17 protein-coding genes are annotated in these 16,374 nt (G+C 44.5%); 10 read left to right on the top strand and 7 right to left on the bottom strand.

The window, feature by feature from the left end; genetic code table 11:
* The first annotated feature begins 56 nt into the window (after positions 1-56).
* Positions 57-581: a DUF3087 family protein gene (locus tag K0I73_RS16060; RefSeq protein ID WP_220062049.1), complete on the top strand. Its 525-nt coding sequence runs from the start codon at positions 57-59 to the stop codon at positions 579-581.
* Between the two features lie 54 nt (positions 582-635).
* Here the strand turns inward: K0I73_RS16060 and K0I73_RS16055 are convergent, their stop codons facing one another.
* Positions 636-1,373 (bottom strand): FadR/GntR family transcriptional regulator, encoded by a 738-nt coding sequence (locus tag K0I73_RS16055; protein ID WP_258405218.1) that lies wholly within the window; start codon positions 1,371-1,373, stop codon positions 636-638.
* Between the two features lie 340 nt (positions 1,374-1,713).
* On the opposite strand from K0I73_RS16055, the gene K0I73_RS19200 reads away from it, so the two are divergent.
* A complete protein-coding gene (locus tag K0I73_RS19200) occupies positions 1,714-1,941 on the top strand; it encodes a hypothetical protein (RefSeq protein WP_258405217.1) in 228 nt (75 codons plus the stop codon).
* Positions 1,942-2,019: 78 nt separating this feature from the next.
* The gene (locus tag K0I73_RS19195) at positions 2,020-2,274 is read left to right on the top strand and encodes a hypothetical protein (RefSeq protein WP_258405216.1); all 255 of its coding nucleotides are present in this window, start codon (positions 2,020-2,022) and stop codon (positions 2,272-2,274) included.
* A gap of 195 nt (positions 2,275-2,469) precedes the next feature.
* On the opposite strand, the gene K0I73_RS16045 is transcribed toward K0I73_RS19195, so the two are convergent.
* Positions 2,470-3,405, bottom strand: a complete 936-nt coding sequence (locus K0I73_RS16045; protein WP_220062047.1) for a LysR family transcriptional regulator — start codon at positions 3,403-3,405, stop codon at positions 2,470-2,472.
* Positions 3,406-3,520: 115 nt separating this feature from the next.
* On the opposite strand from K0I73_RS16045, the gene K0I73_RS16040 reads away from it, so the two are divergent.
* From K0I73_RS16040 to K0I73_RS16025, 4 genes are all read left to right on the top strand, one after another.
* Positions 3,521-4,978, top strand: a complete 1,458-nt coding sequence (locus K0I73_RS16040) for an NAD-dependent succinate-semialdehyde dehydrogenase (RefSeq protein ID WP_220062046.1) — start codon at positions 3,521-3,523, stop codon at positions 4,976-4,978.
* Between the two features lie 26 nt (positions 4,979-5,004).
* Complete coding sequence (gene gabT / locus K0I73_RS16035) at positions 5,005-6,285, top strand: 4-aminobutyrate--2-oxoglutarate transaminase (RefSeq protein WP_220062045.1); 1,281 nt, start codon at positions 5,005-5,007, stop codon at positions 6,283-6,285.
* A gap of 250 nt (positions 6,286-6,535) precedes the next feature.
* Positions 6,536-7,321, top strand: a complete 786-nt coding sequence (lgt, locus tag K0I73_RS16030) for a prolipoprotein diacylglyceryl transferase (RefSeq protein WP_220062044.1) — start codon at positions 6,536-6,538, stop codon at positions 7,319-7,321.
* A 262-nt stretch (positions 7,322-7,583) separates the two neighbouring features.
* On the top strand, positions 7,584-8,768 hold the full coding sequence (locus tag K0I73_RS16025; RefSeq protein WP_220062043.1) for a potassium/proton antiporter: 1,185 nt from the start codon (positions 7,584-7,586) through the stop codon (positions 8,766-8,768).
* A gap of 51 nt (positions 8,769-8,819) precedes the next feature.
* Here the strand turns inward: K0I73_RS16025 and K0I73_RS16020 are convergent, their stop codons facing one another.
* The 4 genes from K0I73_RS16020 to rluF form a co-directional block, all read right to left on the bottom strand.
* Complete coding sequence (locus K0I73_RS16020) at positions 8,820-9,815, bottom strand: WD40 repeat domain-containing protein (RefSeq protein WP_258405215.1); 996 nt, start codon at positions 9,813-9,815, stop codon at positions 8,820-8,822.
* Between the two features lie 125 nt (positions 9,816-9,940).
* The gene (locus tag K0I73_RS16015) at positions 9,941-10,660 is read right to left on the bottom strand and encodes an oxidative stress defense protein (protein WP_220062042.1); all 720 of its coding nucleotides are present in this window, start codon (positions 10,658-10,660) and stop codon (positions 9,941-9,943) included.
* Between the two features lie 363 nt (positions 10,661-11,023).
* Positions 11,024-11,269, bottom strand: coding sequence for a transposase (locus tag K0I73_RS16010; protein WP_220062041.1), 246 nt, complete (start codon positions 11,267-11,269; stop codon positions 11,024-11,026).
* Positions 11,270-11,842: 573 nt separating this feature from the next.
* Positions 11,843-12,742, bottom strand: coding sequence for a 23S rRNA pseudouridine(2604) synthase RluF (gene rluF / locus K0I73_RS16005; protein ID WP_258405214.1), 900 nt, complete (start codon positions 12,740-12,742; stop codon positions 11,843-11,845).
* Positions 12,743-13,029: 287 nt separating this feature from the next.
* Between rluF and K0I73_RS16000 the strand changes: the two genes are divergently transcribed.
* From K0I73_RS16000 to K0I73_RS15990, 3 genes are read left to right on the top strand one after another with little or no spacing between them, the layout of a single operon-like run.
* Positions 13,030-13,764, top strand: a complete 735-nt coding sequence (locus K0I73_RS16000) for a basic amino acid ABC transporter substrate-binding protein (protein ID WP_220062040.1) — start codon at positions 13,030-13,032, stop codon at positions 13,762-13,764.
* A gap of 7 nt (positions 13,765-13,771) precedes the next feature.
* Positions 13,772-14,452, top strand: coding sequence for an amino acid ABC transporter permease (locus K0I73_RS15995; RefSeq protein ID WP_220062039.1), 681 nt, complete (start codon positions 13,772-13,774; stop codon positions 14,450-14,452).
* A complete protein-coding gene (locus K0I73_RS15990) occupies positions 14,445-15,170 on the top strand; it encodes an amino acid ABC transporter ATP-binding protein (protein ID WP_220062038.1) in 726 nt (241 codons plus the stop codon). The genes K0I73_RS15995 and K0I73_RS15990 overlap by 8 nt, the downstream gene beginning before the upstream one ends.
* Positions 15,171-15,279: 109 nt before the next feature.
* Here the strand turns inward: K0I73_RS15990 and K0I73_RS15985 are convergent, their stop codons facing one another.
* Positions 15,280-16,275, bottom strand: a complete 996-nt coding sequence (locus tag K0I73_RS15985; protein WP_220062037.1) for a diguanylate cyclase domain-containing protein — start codon at positions 16,273-16,275, stop codon at positions 15,280-15,282.
* Between the last annotated feature and the right edge of the window lie 99 nt (positions 16,276-16,374).

Raw genomic sequence — 16,374 nt, 5'->3', positions numbered from 1 at the left:
CAAGGGGGCTCATGATAATCTTGTGTCATATTTTTTAGTGATTAGAGAGAAGTAGAATGAAGTTAGTCGAGGTCGATAAGGTGCTTTATCGCCAGCGTTTAAATCGGGTGATTGCGGTTTTTATCGGCAGCCTAGCGCTGTTATCACTGTTTTTTGGCCAAGTGTTGATTAGCATTTTTGGTAATGTCGAGATACAAAGTGGTGAGTCGACAGGGAATTTACACCTTAACTTTCTCGGTGTTCTCATTGGTTTCGCTCTTTGTGCGGGGGCATTATATCAACAGCGTCATAGAGATTATTTTAAAGAGATCTATTATGTATCGCGTTTAAAGGCGCTACAAAATCGGATCTATCGTAAGTTGAAGGCGATTAAACTCGGGGCAGATAAAGACAGTCATGATGCCTTGATCATCTTAAATTTCTATTTCGCTAGCTTAAAACTGGTTTATCTATTGGATGATAATACGCTGACGTTGAATAACGTTGATACTGAGCTAGAGGCGATCAAGCAGCGTATGACATCCCTTGAACTTTCAATTACCGAACAAGATTTTGATGTTGAATTGCTGAATCGATTTTAGGCTTTATCGTTCCAGCATTAAGTTAGCAGAGTTTAATCTCATTGGTGAGTGATGTTAGCTCAGTGTATGACTGGCGTTAAGCCATTCCCTGTATTCCTCTTCGATGCCCTGTAACAGCGAGATGAATTCAGTTAAATGTGCTCGCATGGCCTTTTCTGCACCAACTTCATCACGAGCGATCACTGCATCAATAATCGATTGATGTAGTCCTGCTGGATGGATTTTGTCGGTATCGGGTTGAAATTTATGAGTAATATTAGCAACTAGCTGAATTAATGATTTGTCGATAGCGGTTAAAAAGCGATTGTTACACATATCTGCGAGTAGATAGTGTACGCGGCTGCGCAGTAATACGATTTCGGGATACTCTAAGGTTTTGCTTTCATTATTATTGGCTTCGATAAGTATCTTTGCCTGCTCATCAGTGCAATGCTTTGCTGCCAAACCTGCGACGACGGGCTCTATGGCCAAACGCGCTTGGCAGATCTCAGTAAAAGACATTTGTCCCAAGAGAAACAGATCTTTACAGTCGTTGCTGAGCCTTTCGAATGTAAGCTCCTTCACGAAGGCTCCGCCAGTCGCGCCCTGTTTGATCTCTACTAATCCACGAGCTTCTAAACCTTTTATCGCTTCACGAACGACTGTTCGACTTACCTCAAAGTTCTCAATCAGCTCTCGCTCAGAGGGAAGTTTATCGCCAGCAACATACTTACCTTCAAAAATGGCACGCTTGAGTTGCTGCGATACTTCTTCAGAAGCTTTAACCTGTTTGATTGGTTTAAAATAATTCAAGGTAAGTTCCATAAAAATAAAAGATCTAAAATTATAACATAGCTATCAATTGGCTGAGTAGCATCCTCGTCATGTTTTGTCATTTCCCACTTTACACAAATTCGTGAGCCACTTTTTAGATCTCGGTTGTTTAAATATACGGTCAAATTTAAATCTATTGCATTTGATGTATGCCCTTTGTTGGTTGGCGTTATTTGTTAAATAGCTTTTAAAAGAAAGTAGCCGTTAACTCAGGTTGTAAAGTTGGAGAACACTTAATCCTAGTCACAACGATTACAAATAACACTATCCCAAGGCTTTGAATATTTTCGTGTCTGTTGTTGAGAAAAAGGGAAATAAGATGATGAAAAAAACATATTTATCGCTTCTGATTGTATCGGCTCTCTCTATACCAGCACTGGCTGATACCGCAATTAATAAGATGTTCAGTCAAGGTAGTATGAAAGGTGAGTTAAGGCTGTATGACTTTACCCGTGACTTTGACGGTGCGACGAATACTAAACACGACACTTCATTGGGGGGCTTGTTTTACTATATTCTGCGTACAACAATAGTGTTGAAAACCTAACTCTATCGGCACTTTATATTACTGATTCTATGAACGGGTTCGATAATAGTTTTGTATCAGTTGCCGAGGCGGTAGCAAGTGAAGTTAAACGCACCACGCGGTGTAGGCGTTAAAGGACTGAGTGGCTATGTTTTCTATGGTCAGTTTGATGTACCTGAAGATCAAGGCTCTGACTTTACTGAAACTGATTTATCAATCAGTTATTCACTCGATAACGTGATGAAAGGTTTAAGTGTTCGTGCGAGACACGCGATTGTTGATTTTGACAATGGTGAAGATTTGAACGATACCCGTTTTTACATCAAATATAAATTTATGATTGGTAATATCTAACTAACCCGAGTTCAGGTTAATTAGTTAAATCTAGTTTTGGCCCGTTCTTTGTGCTCCCTGCAATTAACTTAGATGTTGGGCCTTTTATTTATGTTTTTGCGTTCAGGATGATCGCATTTCATTTTTATATTACTGCGGTTTCCATCATTTTAGCTGTTGGCAGTATCGTTACTTAAGGTGTTGCCGCAGCATTTTTTATCCCACTTCACCCAGTGCAAATACCTCATTAAACGCCGCCATTAGCAGCTCGACTTTAGCTGTCTCTCTCGCCGAATGTTTACTGACCATAGATAGGTTAAATTGATAACTGGCTTCATCGGCGTGGATTATCTTCATCTGTTTTGCTTTAAGTTCTTGCTGTATATAGCTTAGCGGCAGATAACCTAGGTAGCAGCCCGATAGAATTAAGGTTTTACGAGTATCAAACTGATATGCCTTTGCCGAAAGGTTTAGGCGCTTTAATTGCTCTCTGCCATCGGGATCGATATCGACTCCCGGATGAATAGAGTGGGTCTTAGCCAACATTTCGGCACTGATCTCATGATCAGTTAAGTGAAAGTAGGGGTGTTGCGCGCTGCAACAGAGATAAATAGGTTCACTGAAGATGGTGCGATAGTTTAGACCTTCTATCTGTTGATAGCTGGGAAGTAGCCCAACATGGGCTTTATCTTGTAGCAGTGATTTCTCGATATGGTGCAGTGCTTCACCATCTAAGATGAGGTGCAGCTGTGGTTGGCGCCGATGAATATAGGCGATCACTTGCGCCAACTTCTGTTGCATCGTATGGTCGAGTTGGTCGGCGCAGAGTATCACCAATTCGCCGATTAACTCTTCACCTAGGTTATTGACAAACATTGAGAAATTGTTGAGTGAGTCGAATAGCTCGATACAGGCATGGTACACAGCTTGGCCCGCTTCTGTGAGGGCGAAACCGCCCCGTCCTCTGCTACAGAGTTTCAGTTTCATACGGCTTTCAAGATTAGACATATGGACGCTGATCGTGGAGCGGGTTACGCCTAATTCTGTTTCGGCTGCGGCGAAGCCACCGTTTTCTACTACGGTGCGAAAGATACGCAGCAATCGTAGATCGTATTCGGTTACCGTTTTAGGAATTATCGATTGCTTGCTCATAAGTTTTACCGCTATAAAACATTGTGTTGATTTTTTTGTATTTAACCTGAGTTGGTTTTGCTATTCAATAGAGAGATAAGTAAAAGTTAGTGAACCCTTTTGATTTGGAGTAATTATGCAGGGAATTAAAGATAGCCAGTTAATCAAACTCGCCTCATATATCGATGGCAACTGGATCCATAGCGACAAGCGATTCGCGGTGGTGAACCCTGCGAATCAAGAGACGATTGCCCACGTATCCGATGCGGGATGCGCCGAAACAGAGATGGCGATATTAGCGGCGAAGAGGGCGTTACCGGCTTGGTCAAAAAAATCCGCTAATGAACGCGCGGCGTTAATGCGTAAATGGTTCAACCTGATGATGGAGCATCAAGAGGATTTAGGGCGAATACTCACCCTTGAGCAAGGTAAACCGCTGGCTGAAGCAAAGGGGGAAATCGCCTATGGTGCCGCCTTTATCGATTGGTTTGCCGAAGAGGGTAAGCGAGTCTACGGAGATACTATCCCCGCACCATCGAATGACAAACGTATCTTAGTCATTAAACAACCCGTTGGTGTGGTGGCGTCTATTACGCCCTGGAACTTCCCTAACGCCATGATCGCCCGTAAGGCCGCTGCGGCACTGGCGGCAGGCTGTACTTATGTGGCTCGTCCAGCGCCAGCCACGCCCTTGTCTGCGCTGGCTATGGCCGAACTGGCGGAACGCGCTGGCATTCCTGCTGGGGTGTTTAATATCGTTGTCGGTGAAGATGCTGTGGGTATGGGTAAGGTATTGACTCAACATCCTGATGTTGCCAAGTTTACCTTTACTGGTTCAACTGCGGTGGGCAAGATTTTGCTAACACAGTGTGCGACCAGTGTGAAAAAGGTCTCGATGGAGCTAGGTGGCAACGCGCCATTTATCGTATTCGATGATGCCGATATCGACGCCGCAGTGCAGGGCGCTCTGATTTCTAAATACCGTAATGCGGGTCAAACCTGTGTCTGTACTAACCGAATATTTGTTCAAAGTAAGGTTGCTGCGGAATTTACCGAAAAGTTTGCTGCGGCGGTGGCGGGCTTAAATGTGGGTGACGGTTTAAGCGAAGGCGTTACTGTTGGACCAATGATCAATAAAACTGCCGTCGATAATGTGCTCAAACTGGTGGAAGAGACTGTTGCCAGTGGCGCGAAGGTGATGACTGGCGGTCAGCGTAGCGATTTAGGCGAGAGTTTCCTCGCACCTGTGATTGTCACTGGCGTAACCAATGATATGGCTCTGGCGCGTAATGAAATTTTTGGCCCTGTGACACCTATTATCAGTTTCGATGACGAAGCCGAAGCGATCAACATGGCTAACGACACCGAGTATGGCTTAGCCGCTTACTTTTACGCTCGTGATATCGGTCGTATCTTCCGCGTCGCAGAGGGGCTGGAATATGGCATGGTGGGAGTTAACGAAGGGATCATCTCTAATGCCGCCGCGCCTTTTGGTGGGGTGAAACAGTCGGGTAATGGTCGTGAAGGTTCTAAATATGGTCTAGATGATTACTTAGAAATTAAGTACTTGTGTCTTGGCGGATTGGATAAGTAAGTTTAGGTTGAGTAAAGGACAAACAGATGAACAACGCAGAATTACAGGCTCGTAAAGTTAAGGCTATTGCAAGAGGCCAAGGCAACGCTTACCCAGTTTATGTCGAACGTGCTAAAAATGCCGAAATTTGGGATGTGGAAGGCAATCGTTTTATCGATTTCGGTACGGGTATTGCGGTGTGCAATACTGGTCATAGTCATCCAAAAATTGTCGAGGCGGTTAAGGCTCAGCTCGATAACTTTAGCCATACTTGCGTGATGGTGAATCCCTATGAATCGGCAGTCGAGCTTGCAGAGAAGCTGACTGAGATCGCCCCAGGTGACAGTGATAAGAAAGCGATTTTTGTAACAACGGGTGCAGAGGCCGTTGAAAACTGCGTCAAAATAGCGCGCGCTTATACTGGCCGTCGAGGCGTTATCGCTTTTAATGGCGGCTTCCATGGGAGAACCAATTTGACCATGGCGCTGACGGGAAAAATTAGCCCTTACAAGCATCAGTTCGGCCCATTTGCGGGGGATATCTTCCACGCGCCTTATCCAATGGCGTTGCATGACGTCAGTGTAAAAGATTCGCTCAAGGCGATTGAAAACCTATTTAAGGTAGATATTGCACCTTGTGATGTCGCTGCCATTATTGTCGAACCCGTTCAGGGGGAAGGTGGATTCTACGCCGCGCCAGCAGAGTTTTTACAGGCGCTACGCAAGCTATGCGATCAGCATGGGATCGTGTTAATTGCCGATGAGATCCAAAGTGGTTTTGGCCGCACAGGTAAGATGTTTAGTTTTGAGCACGCAGATGTCGAACCGGATCTGATCACCATGGCGAAGGGGATCGCCGGTGGATTCCCGCTAGCGGCTGTGGTGGGTAAGAGCGACATTATGGATGCGCCACTGTCTGGTGGTCTAGGTGGTACCTATGGCGGATCGCCCGTGGGCTGTGTCGCGGCGCTAGCGGTACTGGAGGTGATGGCCGAGGAAAACTTAGTAGAACGCGCGGTGCAAATTGGTGCGACTTTCAATGAGCATCTGACTGGGTTGCAGCAGCAATATCCTCATCTTATTGGTGAGGTGCGTAATCAAGGCGCGATGATCGCGATGGAGTTGATTGTCGATGGCGATAAAGAGCAGCCTAATACCGCGCTGACTCAGGCTATTATTGCCAGTGCCGCCAAACATGGATTGGTTTTACTCGCCTGTGGTTTTTACGGCAACGTGATCCGCTTCCTGCCAGCTTTGACCATTAGTGATGCAACCGTTCATGAAGGTTTAGAAAAGTTTAACCAGCTATTTGCCTCTGTCGCAAAATAACGCGTTAAGCGTTAACTCATATTAATTGGTGTAGATTAAGGGCTTGGTCGCTTTGGTGACTGAGTCCTTTTTATTTTCAGCGTTCATACCTGCAGCTTTAGAAGATGTTCTTTCTACTGATTGATATTAGATAAAGTTTAGTTAATCCAAAGTCAAAGTCTTGAATAACCTCGGCGAAGCGCGTAAAACTGCGTGTCAGCAGATATTTTTTATGTCGATCATTTGGTCATCGATTTGGGAGCAAAAGCGTTTGGATCATTTAGTTTGGAATATGGACCCAGTTCTGGTCTCGTTTATGGGGCTGACTGTACATTGGTATGGAGTGCTGTTTGCCTCTGCGATAGCCGCAGGTTTTCAGGTGATGAAACATATCTATACCAAAGAGGGTTTAGATGTTGAATCGTTAGATAACCTGCTGATCTATTGTGTTATTGGTATTATTGTCGGGGCGCGTCTCGCTCATGTATTGTTTTACGATCCAAGTTACTACTTCTCTCATCCAGTGAAAATTCTGGCTATTTGGGAGGGCGGCCTTGCCAGTCATGGTGGTGGTTTAGGGGCGATTTTGGCACTGTATTATTATAAGCGTAAGGTTAAACTGCCGTTTTTATTCCTGCTCGATCGTCTTGCTATTGCGACTGCCATTTTTGGCTTCTTTGTTCGTATGGCTAATTTTGCCAATTCTGAAATTTTGGGCGTTCCTAGTGATAAGCCTTGGGCGATTATCTTCGAGCGTGTCGATATGCTGCCTCGACACCCAGCCCAGCTCTATGAAGCGATCGCTTATCTTACGATTTTCATTACCCTATGGATTATCTACAAATCAACTCAGATGAAACAAAAGCAAGGGGCTATATTTGGCCTGTTTTTGGTGCTGGTATTCAGTGCTCGCTTTGCCATTGAGTTCGTTAAGGTTAAACAGGCTGCCTATGCTCAAGATTGGACTATGAGCGCAGGCCAGATGTTAAGCGTGCCATTTTTAGTGGTGGGCGTGATTTTATTGTTACTGCCTTATCTGAGAAAGCCTAGTGTTTAAGCACATGGCGTACAAAGAAGCTCAATTTTAGATTGAGCTTCTTTGTACGTGCTTTTAATCAGTAATGTTAAATTAAAGTCGGTTAATCAGGGCGTCATATTCATCAATATCTATAAGGTTCTGCTAGAATTACCCCGCCATATCAACCGGTGAGTCCTAAATATCACTCATTTTCACAAGCAATATTCATTAATATGATTGATTCCAAATTCAGGTTAATCACCTATTTGTTCGAATAGGTACAAGACTATCAAGGAGCACTATGTCATACGAAGTTATCTTGCTTGGTGTCGCCGCACTGATCGCGGTGGGTATTTTATTGCACCATCCTTCAAAAACCTTGGGCATTCCTAGCTTGTTGATCTTCATGGGCGTAGGCCTGAGTTTAGGCAATGGCGAGTTTTCATTTGTCTATGATAATTTGCTTGTCACTTCTACTGTTGGGGCTGTTGCACTAAACATTATTGTGTTTGTCGGGGGGATAAATACCTCTACGGATAGCATTAAGTTGGCTTATAAAGAGGGAGGGGTGTTAGCCACCTTTGGGGTGTTTTTTACCACTGTTATCTTAGGTGGATTACTGTATCCGTTAACCGATTGGAGTTTGGTGATTTGCCTGTTGTTTGCCGCTATCGTATCGTCAACTGACGCCGCCGCGGTGTTTTCGATTCTTGAGTCTAAAAAGCTCAAGCTAAAAGAGAAGACAGATACCGTGCTGGAATTTGAATCGGCAACCAATGATCCTGTCGCTCTCGTTATGGTGATGATCTTAACGGGGATTGCGTTGGCCCCAGGCAAAGCGATTTCAGCATGGGAGATTGGCCAGATGCTGGCGCTGCAGATCGCACTGGGGATTGGTATTGCATTTGTTGTTGGTCAGTTAGCCGTAGCAGCCCTCAATAGCATTCAGCTGCAAGAGTATGGGCTTATTCCGGTATTTGTACTCGCAAGTTTTATCATTGCCGCTTATGGAAGCGATCTTGCGGGGGGGAATATTCTTATTGCCTCCTATGTCTGTGGTGTGGTGATTGGTAATGGTATTAAGCGTGGTGGTGAGATAACTAAGCATTTCTTTAATAGCATCTCTTGGCTGGCGCAATCACTGATGTTTATTATCTTAGGTTTGCAGATCTTTCCCCAAACCTTGTTCTCTGTGTTTGCGCTATCTTTGATTCCTGCTGCACTGCTAATGTTTGTAGCCCGTCCACTAGCCGTGCAGCTTTGCTATCTTCCGTTTATCAAGGCTAGCTGGAAGAAGCGTTTGTTTATCTCATCGATTGGCCTTAAAGGGGCTACTCCTATCGTGTTTTCACTTATTCCGGCCGCTGCTGGTGTCGAAGGGGCTATCGAGTTGGTGCATGTGGTGTTCTTTATTGTGCTGTTTTCGATTGTATTGCAAGGCACTGCGATAGAGCCTTTGGCTAAAAAGCTCAAGCTGAATATCTAATGCTTAATATAGAAAGCTGACAAATTGCCTGAGCTCGGACTAAATGGGTCGCTAGAGTGCCCACCGCTCAAGGCCACCATCAGAGCTTAATGTCAGTAATTCCCCTGTGTCATCCAGCACCATGTCCATAACCGTAGTACCGAGAGAAAATGCACTAATATCCCAGTGCTGGATCTCCTTTCCTGATTTGGCATCCCAGTGGATGATGGCCTGTTTTGAGGTTGCTGTGATCAGCTCATGCCCATGGTCAATGAACAGCGCTTTGCGAAAATAGCGATAGCGTTCAGGATAATCTAACTGAGTGATATCTGTGTTTGACGTGGGGTTGATAATGCGGTGATTATCTAAGCTATCGGCAAAAAATAGGCGCCGATTGGTTTCATCGAAACTGGTACTGGTGATTCTTTGTGGCAGTGAAAACGTCTTGATAACCGCTCCACTACCCTTAGCCCACCAAAGCACTTTGCCATCGTATCCAGCAGACAGAATATGTTCATTAAACTGGCTGAATTCTAGGTGGCTCACTTCGGTATCATGCTGTTTAAACATGGATAACTGTTGGCTTGATAGGTTAACTAGGATGATACTGCCTTCGTTCATCCCTATGGCGAGTTGCTTGCCGCTTTGATTGAGTGCCAAGGTTGAAATGCTTGAATCTGGGTCAAAGCCACTAACTTGCCAACGCAGTGCAAGTTGGCCATTACTCAAATCAAACAGGGATACCTGTTGCTTACCTGCGACAGCTACGTAGCGGTTATTACCAGACAGCGCAACGAGGTAGGCCGGAGTATCAAACTGCTCTGCAGGCCAACGATAGATAGGGGTGTGGGTTTTGGTGTTCCAAACCGTCACGGTTCTGATGCGCTCTAATGTTATGGCGAGTTGGGCATCTTTAGATAATGTGCCATCAATAAGCGTGTCTTCCACTAATCGATGGATCTGTTGAGGTGTCTTTGTTGGGGGCGCATCATGACAAGCGCTAAGGAAAAGTGGCGCCAATAATAACAGTAGGCAATATAGGCAACGATTGAGAGGCTGAATATGCAAGTGAGCCCTTAGGTAAATGAACGCGTTTCTAAGGCGATAGTAGCATATAGAGTTGATTTATAAGGCGCACTAATTTAACCAGTGCGCCTTATATTGGATCACGTGAGCTCGATTTCGAGTATTGCTTATTTTAGGCGATAGACCACTTCGACACGGTCGCTGATCGTCATCTGCGCCTCTTGATAGCTCTCGGCTACATTGCCTTTAGGTGCCGCATCCATTCTATACATTACGGGCTGGATCGGACGTTGGTCAAAATAACGCACTTCCCATACGCCCGCTAATCGCTCACCAAATCCCTTCGCGAGAAATTTTGCTTTTTGCTGTGCATCCTTAATGGCAAGTAAGCGAGCTTCTTCAATTAGCTCAGCTTCTTTGCTCGATTTAAAGGCGATGTTGTTAATGCGATTAATGCCTTGGGCTAATGCACTGTCTAAGATGTCGTTGAGTGTGTCGAGTTCTGTAATGGTCACGGTCACTTTTCGGCTGGCTTTGTAACCCACTTCATTGTTAGTGCGTGTCTGTGGGTCGTAAACATGGTTCGGATAAAGTTGTAAATTCGCACTTTGGATCTGCTCGCGCTTTACTCCTGCTTTCGTCAGCCTGCCGATAAAGTCGGCTACCGCTTTATCTGATCCTGCTTTAGCTTCTGCTGGGGTTTTAGCTTCTGTGACCACTTCTACATTAAGCTCTGCCATATCGGCTTTGACCACGATTTGGCTAGTGCCTATGGTTTCAATATGAGGAAAGTTAATGTCACTGGCCTGTGCCTTAGGTGCCGTGATAGCAAAAGTGGCAGTTAATAAGCTTGCTGACAATATGGCTGCTAATACCGATTTTTTCATTGGTTACTCCGAAATTAAGTTCGTTAGTCATGCTGATGAGATCGTCAATCTTGTCGGTATAAACGAGGGTGTTTTAAAAAAGGGTTAATAGCAATGCAATATTTTTATAGTTGGGGAAAGTAGAAAAGAAAAAACCTAGTGAATGAGCATCCTGCCATTCACTAGGCGAAAAGCGCCTTTGGGGGTGCGCTTCGAGATACCACCTGTAAGATACCTCGATTTAAAATGGTTGTCGTACTAGAAACTGTGCCTTTTGGCATGAGCTATTATGACTGCTGCCCTTTCACTTTCTACTACACGCTTCCTGCTGACGACCTGTTATTTTTATTATTGTATTTCTCTGTTTATCCGAGCACGGATTCTTTAATGTTGGAGCAATTTAAGTTCGCGCATTAATAGATTAAGTTGCTGAGTCACTTTATCTATTTCTGCTTTTAAACTATTGGCACGACTTCCTTGTTGTTCGCTCTGCCTAACGAGCTGGTAAACCATTTTGTTTGAGACGCCAAATTTTTTAGCGACGTCCGACAGTAGGTAATTGTTAGTTCTGACTTCCTCTACAATTCGTTGTGCCATCTTTGGGGTGATATTTTTACCTAAGTGACTCATTTGAAACTCCTCATCAATAGATATTTTGGGGCGCGAGTATTCGAGCCGAGTTAGTGCGTTACGCTGTTATTCAACATCCCACTGGCTTACACCAAGATGAGTGAAGAACTGCCATTGCTGCTGTACTAACGAACTAAATTGAGTAAGATTTTTCATGATTGACTCCTTAGTAAACTACTAATCACTGGGTAGAATATCGACTACCTATATATAGGTATGTAAGTTTCGTGCCAACTTTTAATTTTCCGGTTAACGTATTGATAGTTATATTTATTTTTGTTTTTAGTGTCACTAGGCTATTTTTGTTTTGAGCAAAGCCTTCACCAAAATAGAGCAAGTGTGATTAAGCTTGGTGCATCTAATATGGTATCTGCACCTGAGCAATCAGCGAGAATTCAAAGGCCTCTAGGCAGCATTGAATTGAAAAACCTGAGATGTATTGAGTAGGCTAATGATTTAATGCCAAAGGCTAGGGCGGTAAAGAAGGTGCACTGCGTTAGCTGAATCGATTTAGAGAGCAGACGACGCGAGGTGTCGTCTGCTTTTTTACTGTCGGGGGACGATTTGATATTGCTAACGCTTAGGACGTCTCGAGTGTGATGGCTTGCCTTTATTGGCACCAGCAGGCTTTTTCTTCTTATTACCACCATGATTTTGCATAAAGTGCTCAGGGCCTTCAATCTTATCCCGTAGCGACTTATTGGGTTTCTTAGTGGGTTTTTTCACCGCTTTTTTTGGGGCTTTTTTGTCTTCAGAAGAGGAGTTCTCTATCAGCTTAAATAGGGTTGATAGTTCCTCGTCATCTAAGTCTCGCCATTCTCCTAAAGGTAAGCCTTTTAAGGAGACATTCATTATGCTCTGACGTTCCAGCTTAGTGACTTCAAAGTTGAAATGCTCACACATTCTGCGGATCTGGCGATTAAGGCCCTGCACCAGTACGATCTTAAACACAAAAGTCGAGATCTGCTCTACCTTACATTTTTTAGTAATGACCCCAAGCATGGGCACACCGGCGCGCATTCCGGTTAAAAACGCTTCGGTGATCGGCTTGTTGACGGTGACCACATACTCTTTGTCGTGGTTGTTACCTGCACGCAAAATTTTATTGACCAGATCGCCATTGTTAGTCAGGAATATCAAGCCTTGAGAGTCTTTATCTAAGCGGCCAATAGGGAAAATCCGGTCACTGTGATTAACAAAATCCACAATGTTATCGCGCTCGGTGCTTTCAGTGGTACTGACAATACCTACTGGCTTATTTAGTGCGATGAAGACTAAGTCCTCTTCCTGTCTAGGCTCTATGTCGCGGCCATTGACTTTAACCTTGTCACCAAAGCTAACCGTGTCACCAATTTGGGCACGTTTACCATTGATAAATACATTGCCCTGTTCGATATAGCGATCGGCTTCTCGACGTGAACAGATGCCACTTTCACTGATGTATTTATTAAGACGGGTTGCTGAATCGCTCACAATGGCTTCCTGTAATCTAGGCTCTGTTGCAGGCTTGACCTGGTGTCTGGTACATGAGATCTGAGCTGCGTAGCGGAATGGCCAGATGCTACCACAAATCTGGCATTTGGTATTAGCCTCCGCTCTGTTTTCTGTGACAGATTTTTCGAGATAATTGTTAACAGTGTAAATGGATAGTGAAATAACTGAATTTATAATCAATAAATATGCATAAGTATTGACCGTGAGGTTGAATGTACTTATAGTCGTGCCTAGCTAAGTGTTTATTATTAAAAAGAGAGTTAACAATGAAAAAATCCATGTTATTGGGCTGCGTTGCATTAATGGCGGCCTTGGGGTTAACAGGATGTGGCAAGAAAGAAGATGTATTGGTTGTTGGAACCAACGCGTCGTTCCCGCCTTTTGAATATGTTGGCGGTACCAGCGGCGATGAGATCAAAGGTTTCGATATCGATTTAGCCCGTCAAATCGCCAAGGATGCAGGTAAAACGCTTAAGATCGAAAACATGAAGTTTGACTCGTTAATCGTAGCATTGAACTCAGGCAAAATTGACTTTATTGCATCGGGAATGACCATTACTCCTGAGCGTCAACAGAGCGTGAATTTTTCTGCTCCCTATTACGAAGCGACCCAGGTGGTATTGGTGAATAAAGAGGACGATAGTATTCACACTATCGAAGATCTAACGGGTAAACATTTTGCGGTGCAGTTGGGTTCTACTGCCGATATGATGGCGAAGCAATACACCCAGGAGATCACCGCATTTAATACCGGGTTCGAAGCCATTATGGAACTGAAAAATGGCAAGGTCGATCTCGTTTTATTTGACAGTGAGCCAGCGGCAAACTACTTGGATAAGAACCCAGATCTTAAACTTATCAAGCTTGCATTTGCTCCTGAGTTCTACGGTTTTGCCGTGGCTAAGTCGCAGCCAGAACTGCTATCGAGCATCAATAATACGCTGGTTAATATGAAGCAAAGCGGCCAATATCAAGCGCTTGTGTCTCAGCATATAAAGTGAGCCAACAATGATAGATGCAATTAATGCTTCACTCTTTACCCCTATTGGTGACGACGGCCTAGTTGGGAGCTTACTGATCTTAAATGGTCTTAAGGTCACGCTAATCGTGACCTTTTTCGCCATGATACTTGGGTCGATACTCGGCATTACCACCACGCTAATGAAGATGTCATCTAAATGGTATCTGCGCTGGCCAGCGCAGCTTTATGTTGGGGTGATACGAGGTACACCAGTAGTTGTGCAGTTAGTTATTCTTTACTTTATCGTGCTCGCTGCATTTGATGTCGATAAAATCAGCGCCGCCATTATCGCCTTTGGCCTAAATAGTGGTGCCTATATTTCAGAGATCATTCGTGCGGGAATTCAGGCGGTAGATAAAGGTCAAACTGAGGCGGCACGCTCCTTAGGCTTGTCTCAAGGGATGACCATGAAAGAGGTGATATTGCCACAGGCGATTAAGAATATTCTGCCAGCCTTAGGTAATGAGTTCATCGTGCTCTTAAAAGAAACCGCGGTGATTGGCTTTATCGGTGGAGTGGATTTGATGCGCGCCGGAGAGATTATCCGTAGCCGAACCTTTGAAGATAGTGTGCCCCTGTTTACCTGTGCACTCATCTATCTGCTGCTGACATACAGTTTCACTTTTATGCTGTCGAAATTTGAGAAGAGGTTAAAGCAGAGTGATTAATATAACTAACCTGCATAAAAGCTTTGGCGATAATCTAGTGCTTAAAGGCATTAATGAGCATATCGCTCGAGGCGAAGTCGTTAGTGTTATCGGCCCAAGTGGTAGCGGAAAAAGCACATTTCTGCGCTGTATTAACCTGCTAGAGCAGCCGAGCCAAGGCGATATCGTTATCGATGGTCAATCGATCACGGCTAAAGGTGCCTGCATCGATAAACTTCGCCAAAAAGTGGGGATGGTGTTTCAGAACTTTAATCTGTTTCCCCATAAAACCGTTAAGCAGAACATCACCTTAGGGCCAGTCAAACTAGGTTTGATGACCCAATTTGATGCGGATGTTGAGGCGCTAGCCTTGCTTGAACAAGTGGGTCTAGCGGATAAAGCGCTGGCATATCCATCAAGTTTATCTGGCGGGCAAAAGCAACGTGTGGCAATTGCTCGCGCCTTGGCGATGAAGCCTGAGCTGATGTTATTCGATGAACCTACCTCGGCGCTCGATCCAGAAATGGTTGGCGATGTGTTGGATGTAATGAAATCATTGGCCCTTGCAGGAATGACTATGGTTATCGTCACTCACGAGATGGGATTTGCCCGAGATGTCTCCGATAGAGTGATCTTCATGGATGGCGGTTATATTGTTGAAAACAGCAAGCCCGATGAGCTATTTACTCAGCCTAAAGAGCCCAGAACACAAGCGTTTCTCAGCAAAGTGCTTAGATAAGGTATTTGCTTAGGTAGGTTTTAGATAAGCAGGCGTTTAAGTTAGTTTTAGCGGATTAAAAAAGGAAGCAAAGGCTTCCTTTTTTAGATTTATCCATTAATGCTCAACACTAATTCGAGAGAATGAGTTTGGTGCTTGGCTGCCAAAATTGATAAGCATGCTTACTCTGGTTTTTGACTTGGTACATCGCTGCATCTGCTCGCTCGAAGCTCATCGCAAATGAATCATCGGCTGCGAAGCAATACACGCCAATGCTTAAGCCCAGTGATATATCATGGCCATCGAGTCTGAAATCGTCATCATAGGTATTGAGTATCTTCAGTGCTAGCTGACTCAAGTGTTGCTCATCTATGGTGGGGAGCATAATGATAAATTCATCACCACCAATGCGGGCACAGTGAGCCTGCTCTCCTGCGATCCTCTTTAAGTTATTGGCAACATGGATCAGTAATAGATCGCCAAACTTATGTCCGAGTTTATCGTTCAGTCCTTTAAAGCCATCGAGATCGATGAAAAATAGCGCACCACCTAAACTAGATTGTGTCTGATGTTCTTCAAAGGCATGGCTTAGGGCTTTGCGATTACTCAGGTTAGTCAGTGGATCGCTGTGAGCCAAGATAGAGAGTTCCTGCTCGTAACGCTTCTCTTGGGTGATATCCATGTGGGTTCCCATCATTCGCAGCGGCGTGCCGTCGGCCTTACGTTCGACGATACGGCCACGATCTGAGACCCAAGTGACAGAGCCATCTTTATGGATCATGCGATGGACGGCCTGATAATAGTCTGACTCGCCCTTAACGTGATCTTCAAATTCCTTTATCACCCACTCTCTATCTTCTGGGTGCAGGTTCTGTTTCCAACTATCGACATGTGCAGCCAGTTCTTCACGGCTAAACCCAAGCAGTTCGCCCCATTTCATATTAAAGATGGTGAGATTACCGCTAGGAATATGTTGCTCCCAAAGGCATAAGCCATTGCCATCTAAGGCGGCAAATAGCTTCTCTTCTGCGCGGGCATTTAGCAGTTTTAGCTTGGCATTTTCTCGCTTTAACTGGGCCAATTCAGCCTGTAATTTAACAATCGATGGTTGCTGTTCAGGCTCCATCTGGGATATCTCCTCGGTGGTTATCGGGATCTGTTAACCTGTTTTATTACACTAAACATTCTAGGCGACGGAATGATACGTTTTAGTACATGTTTAACG

This window comes from Shewanella mesophila, assembly GCF_019457515.1.
Lineage (GTDB): Bacteria > Pseudomonadota > Gammaproteobacteria > Enterobacterales > Shewanellaceae > Shewanella > Shewanella mesophila.
This window is presented reverse-complemented; position numbering and strand designations above follow the sequence as displayed.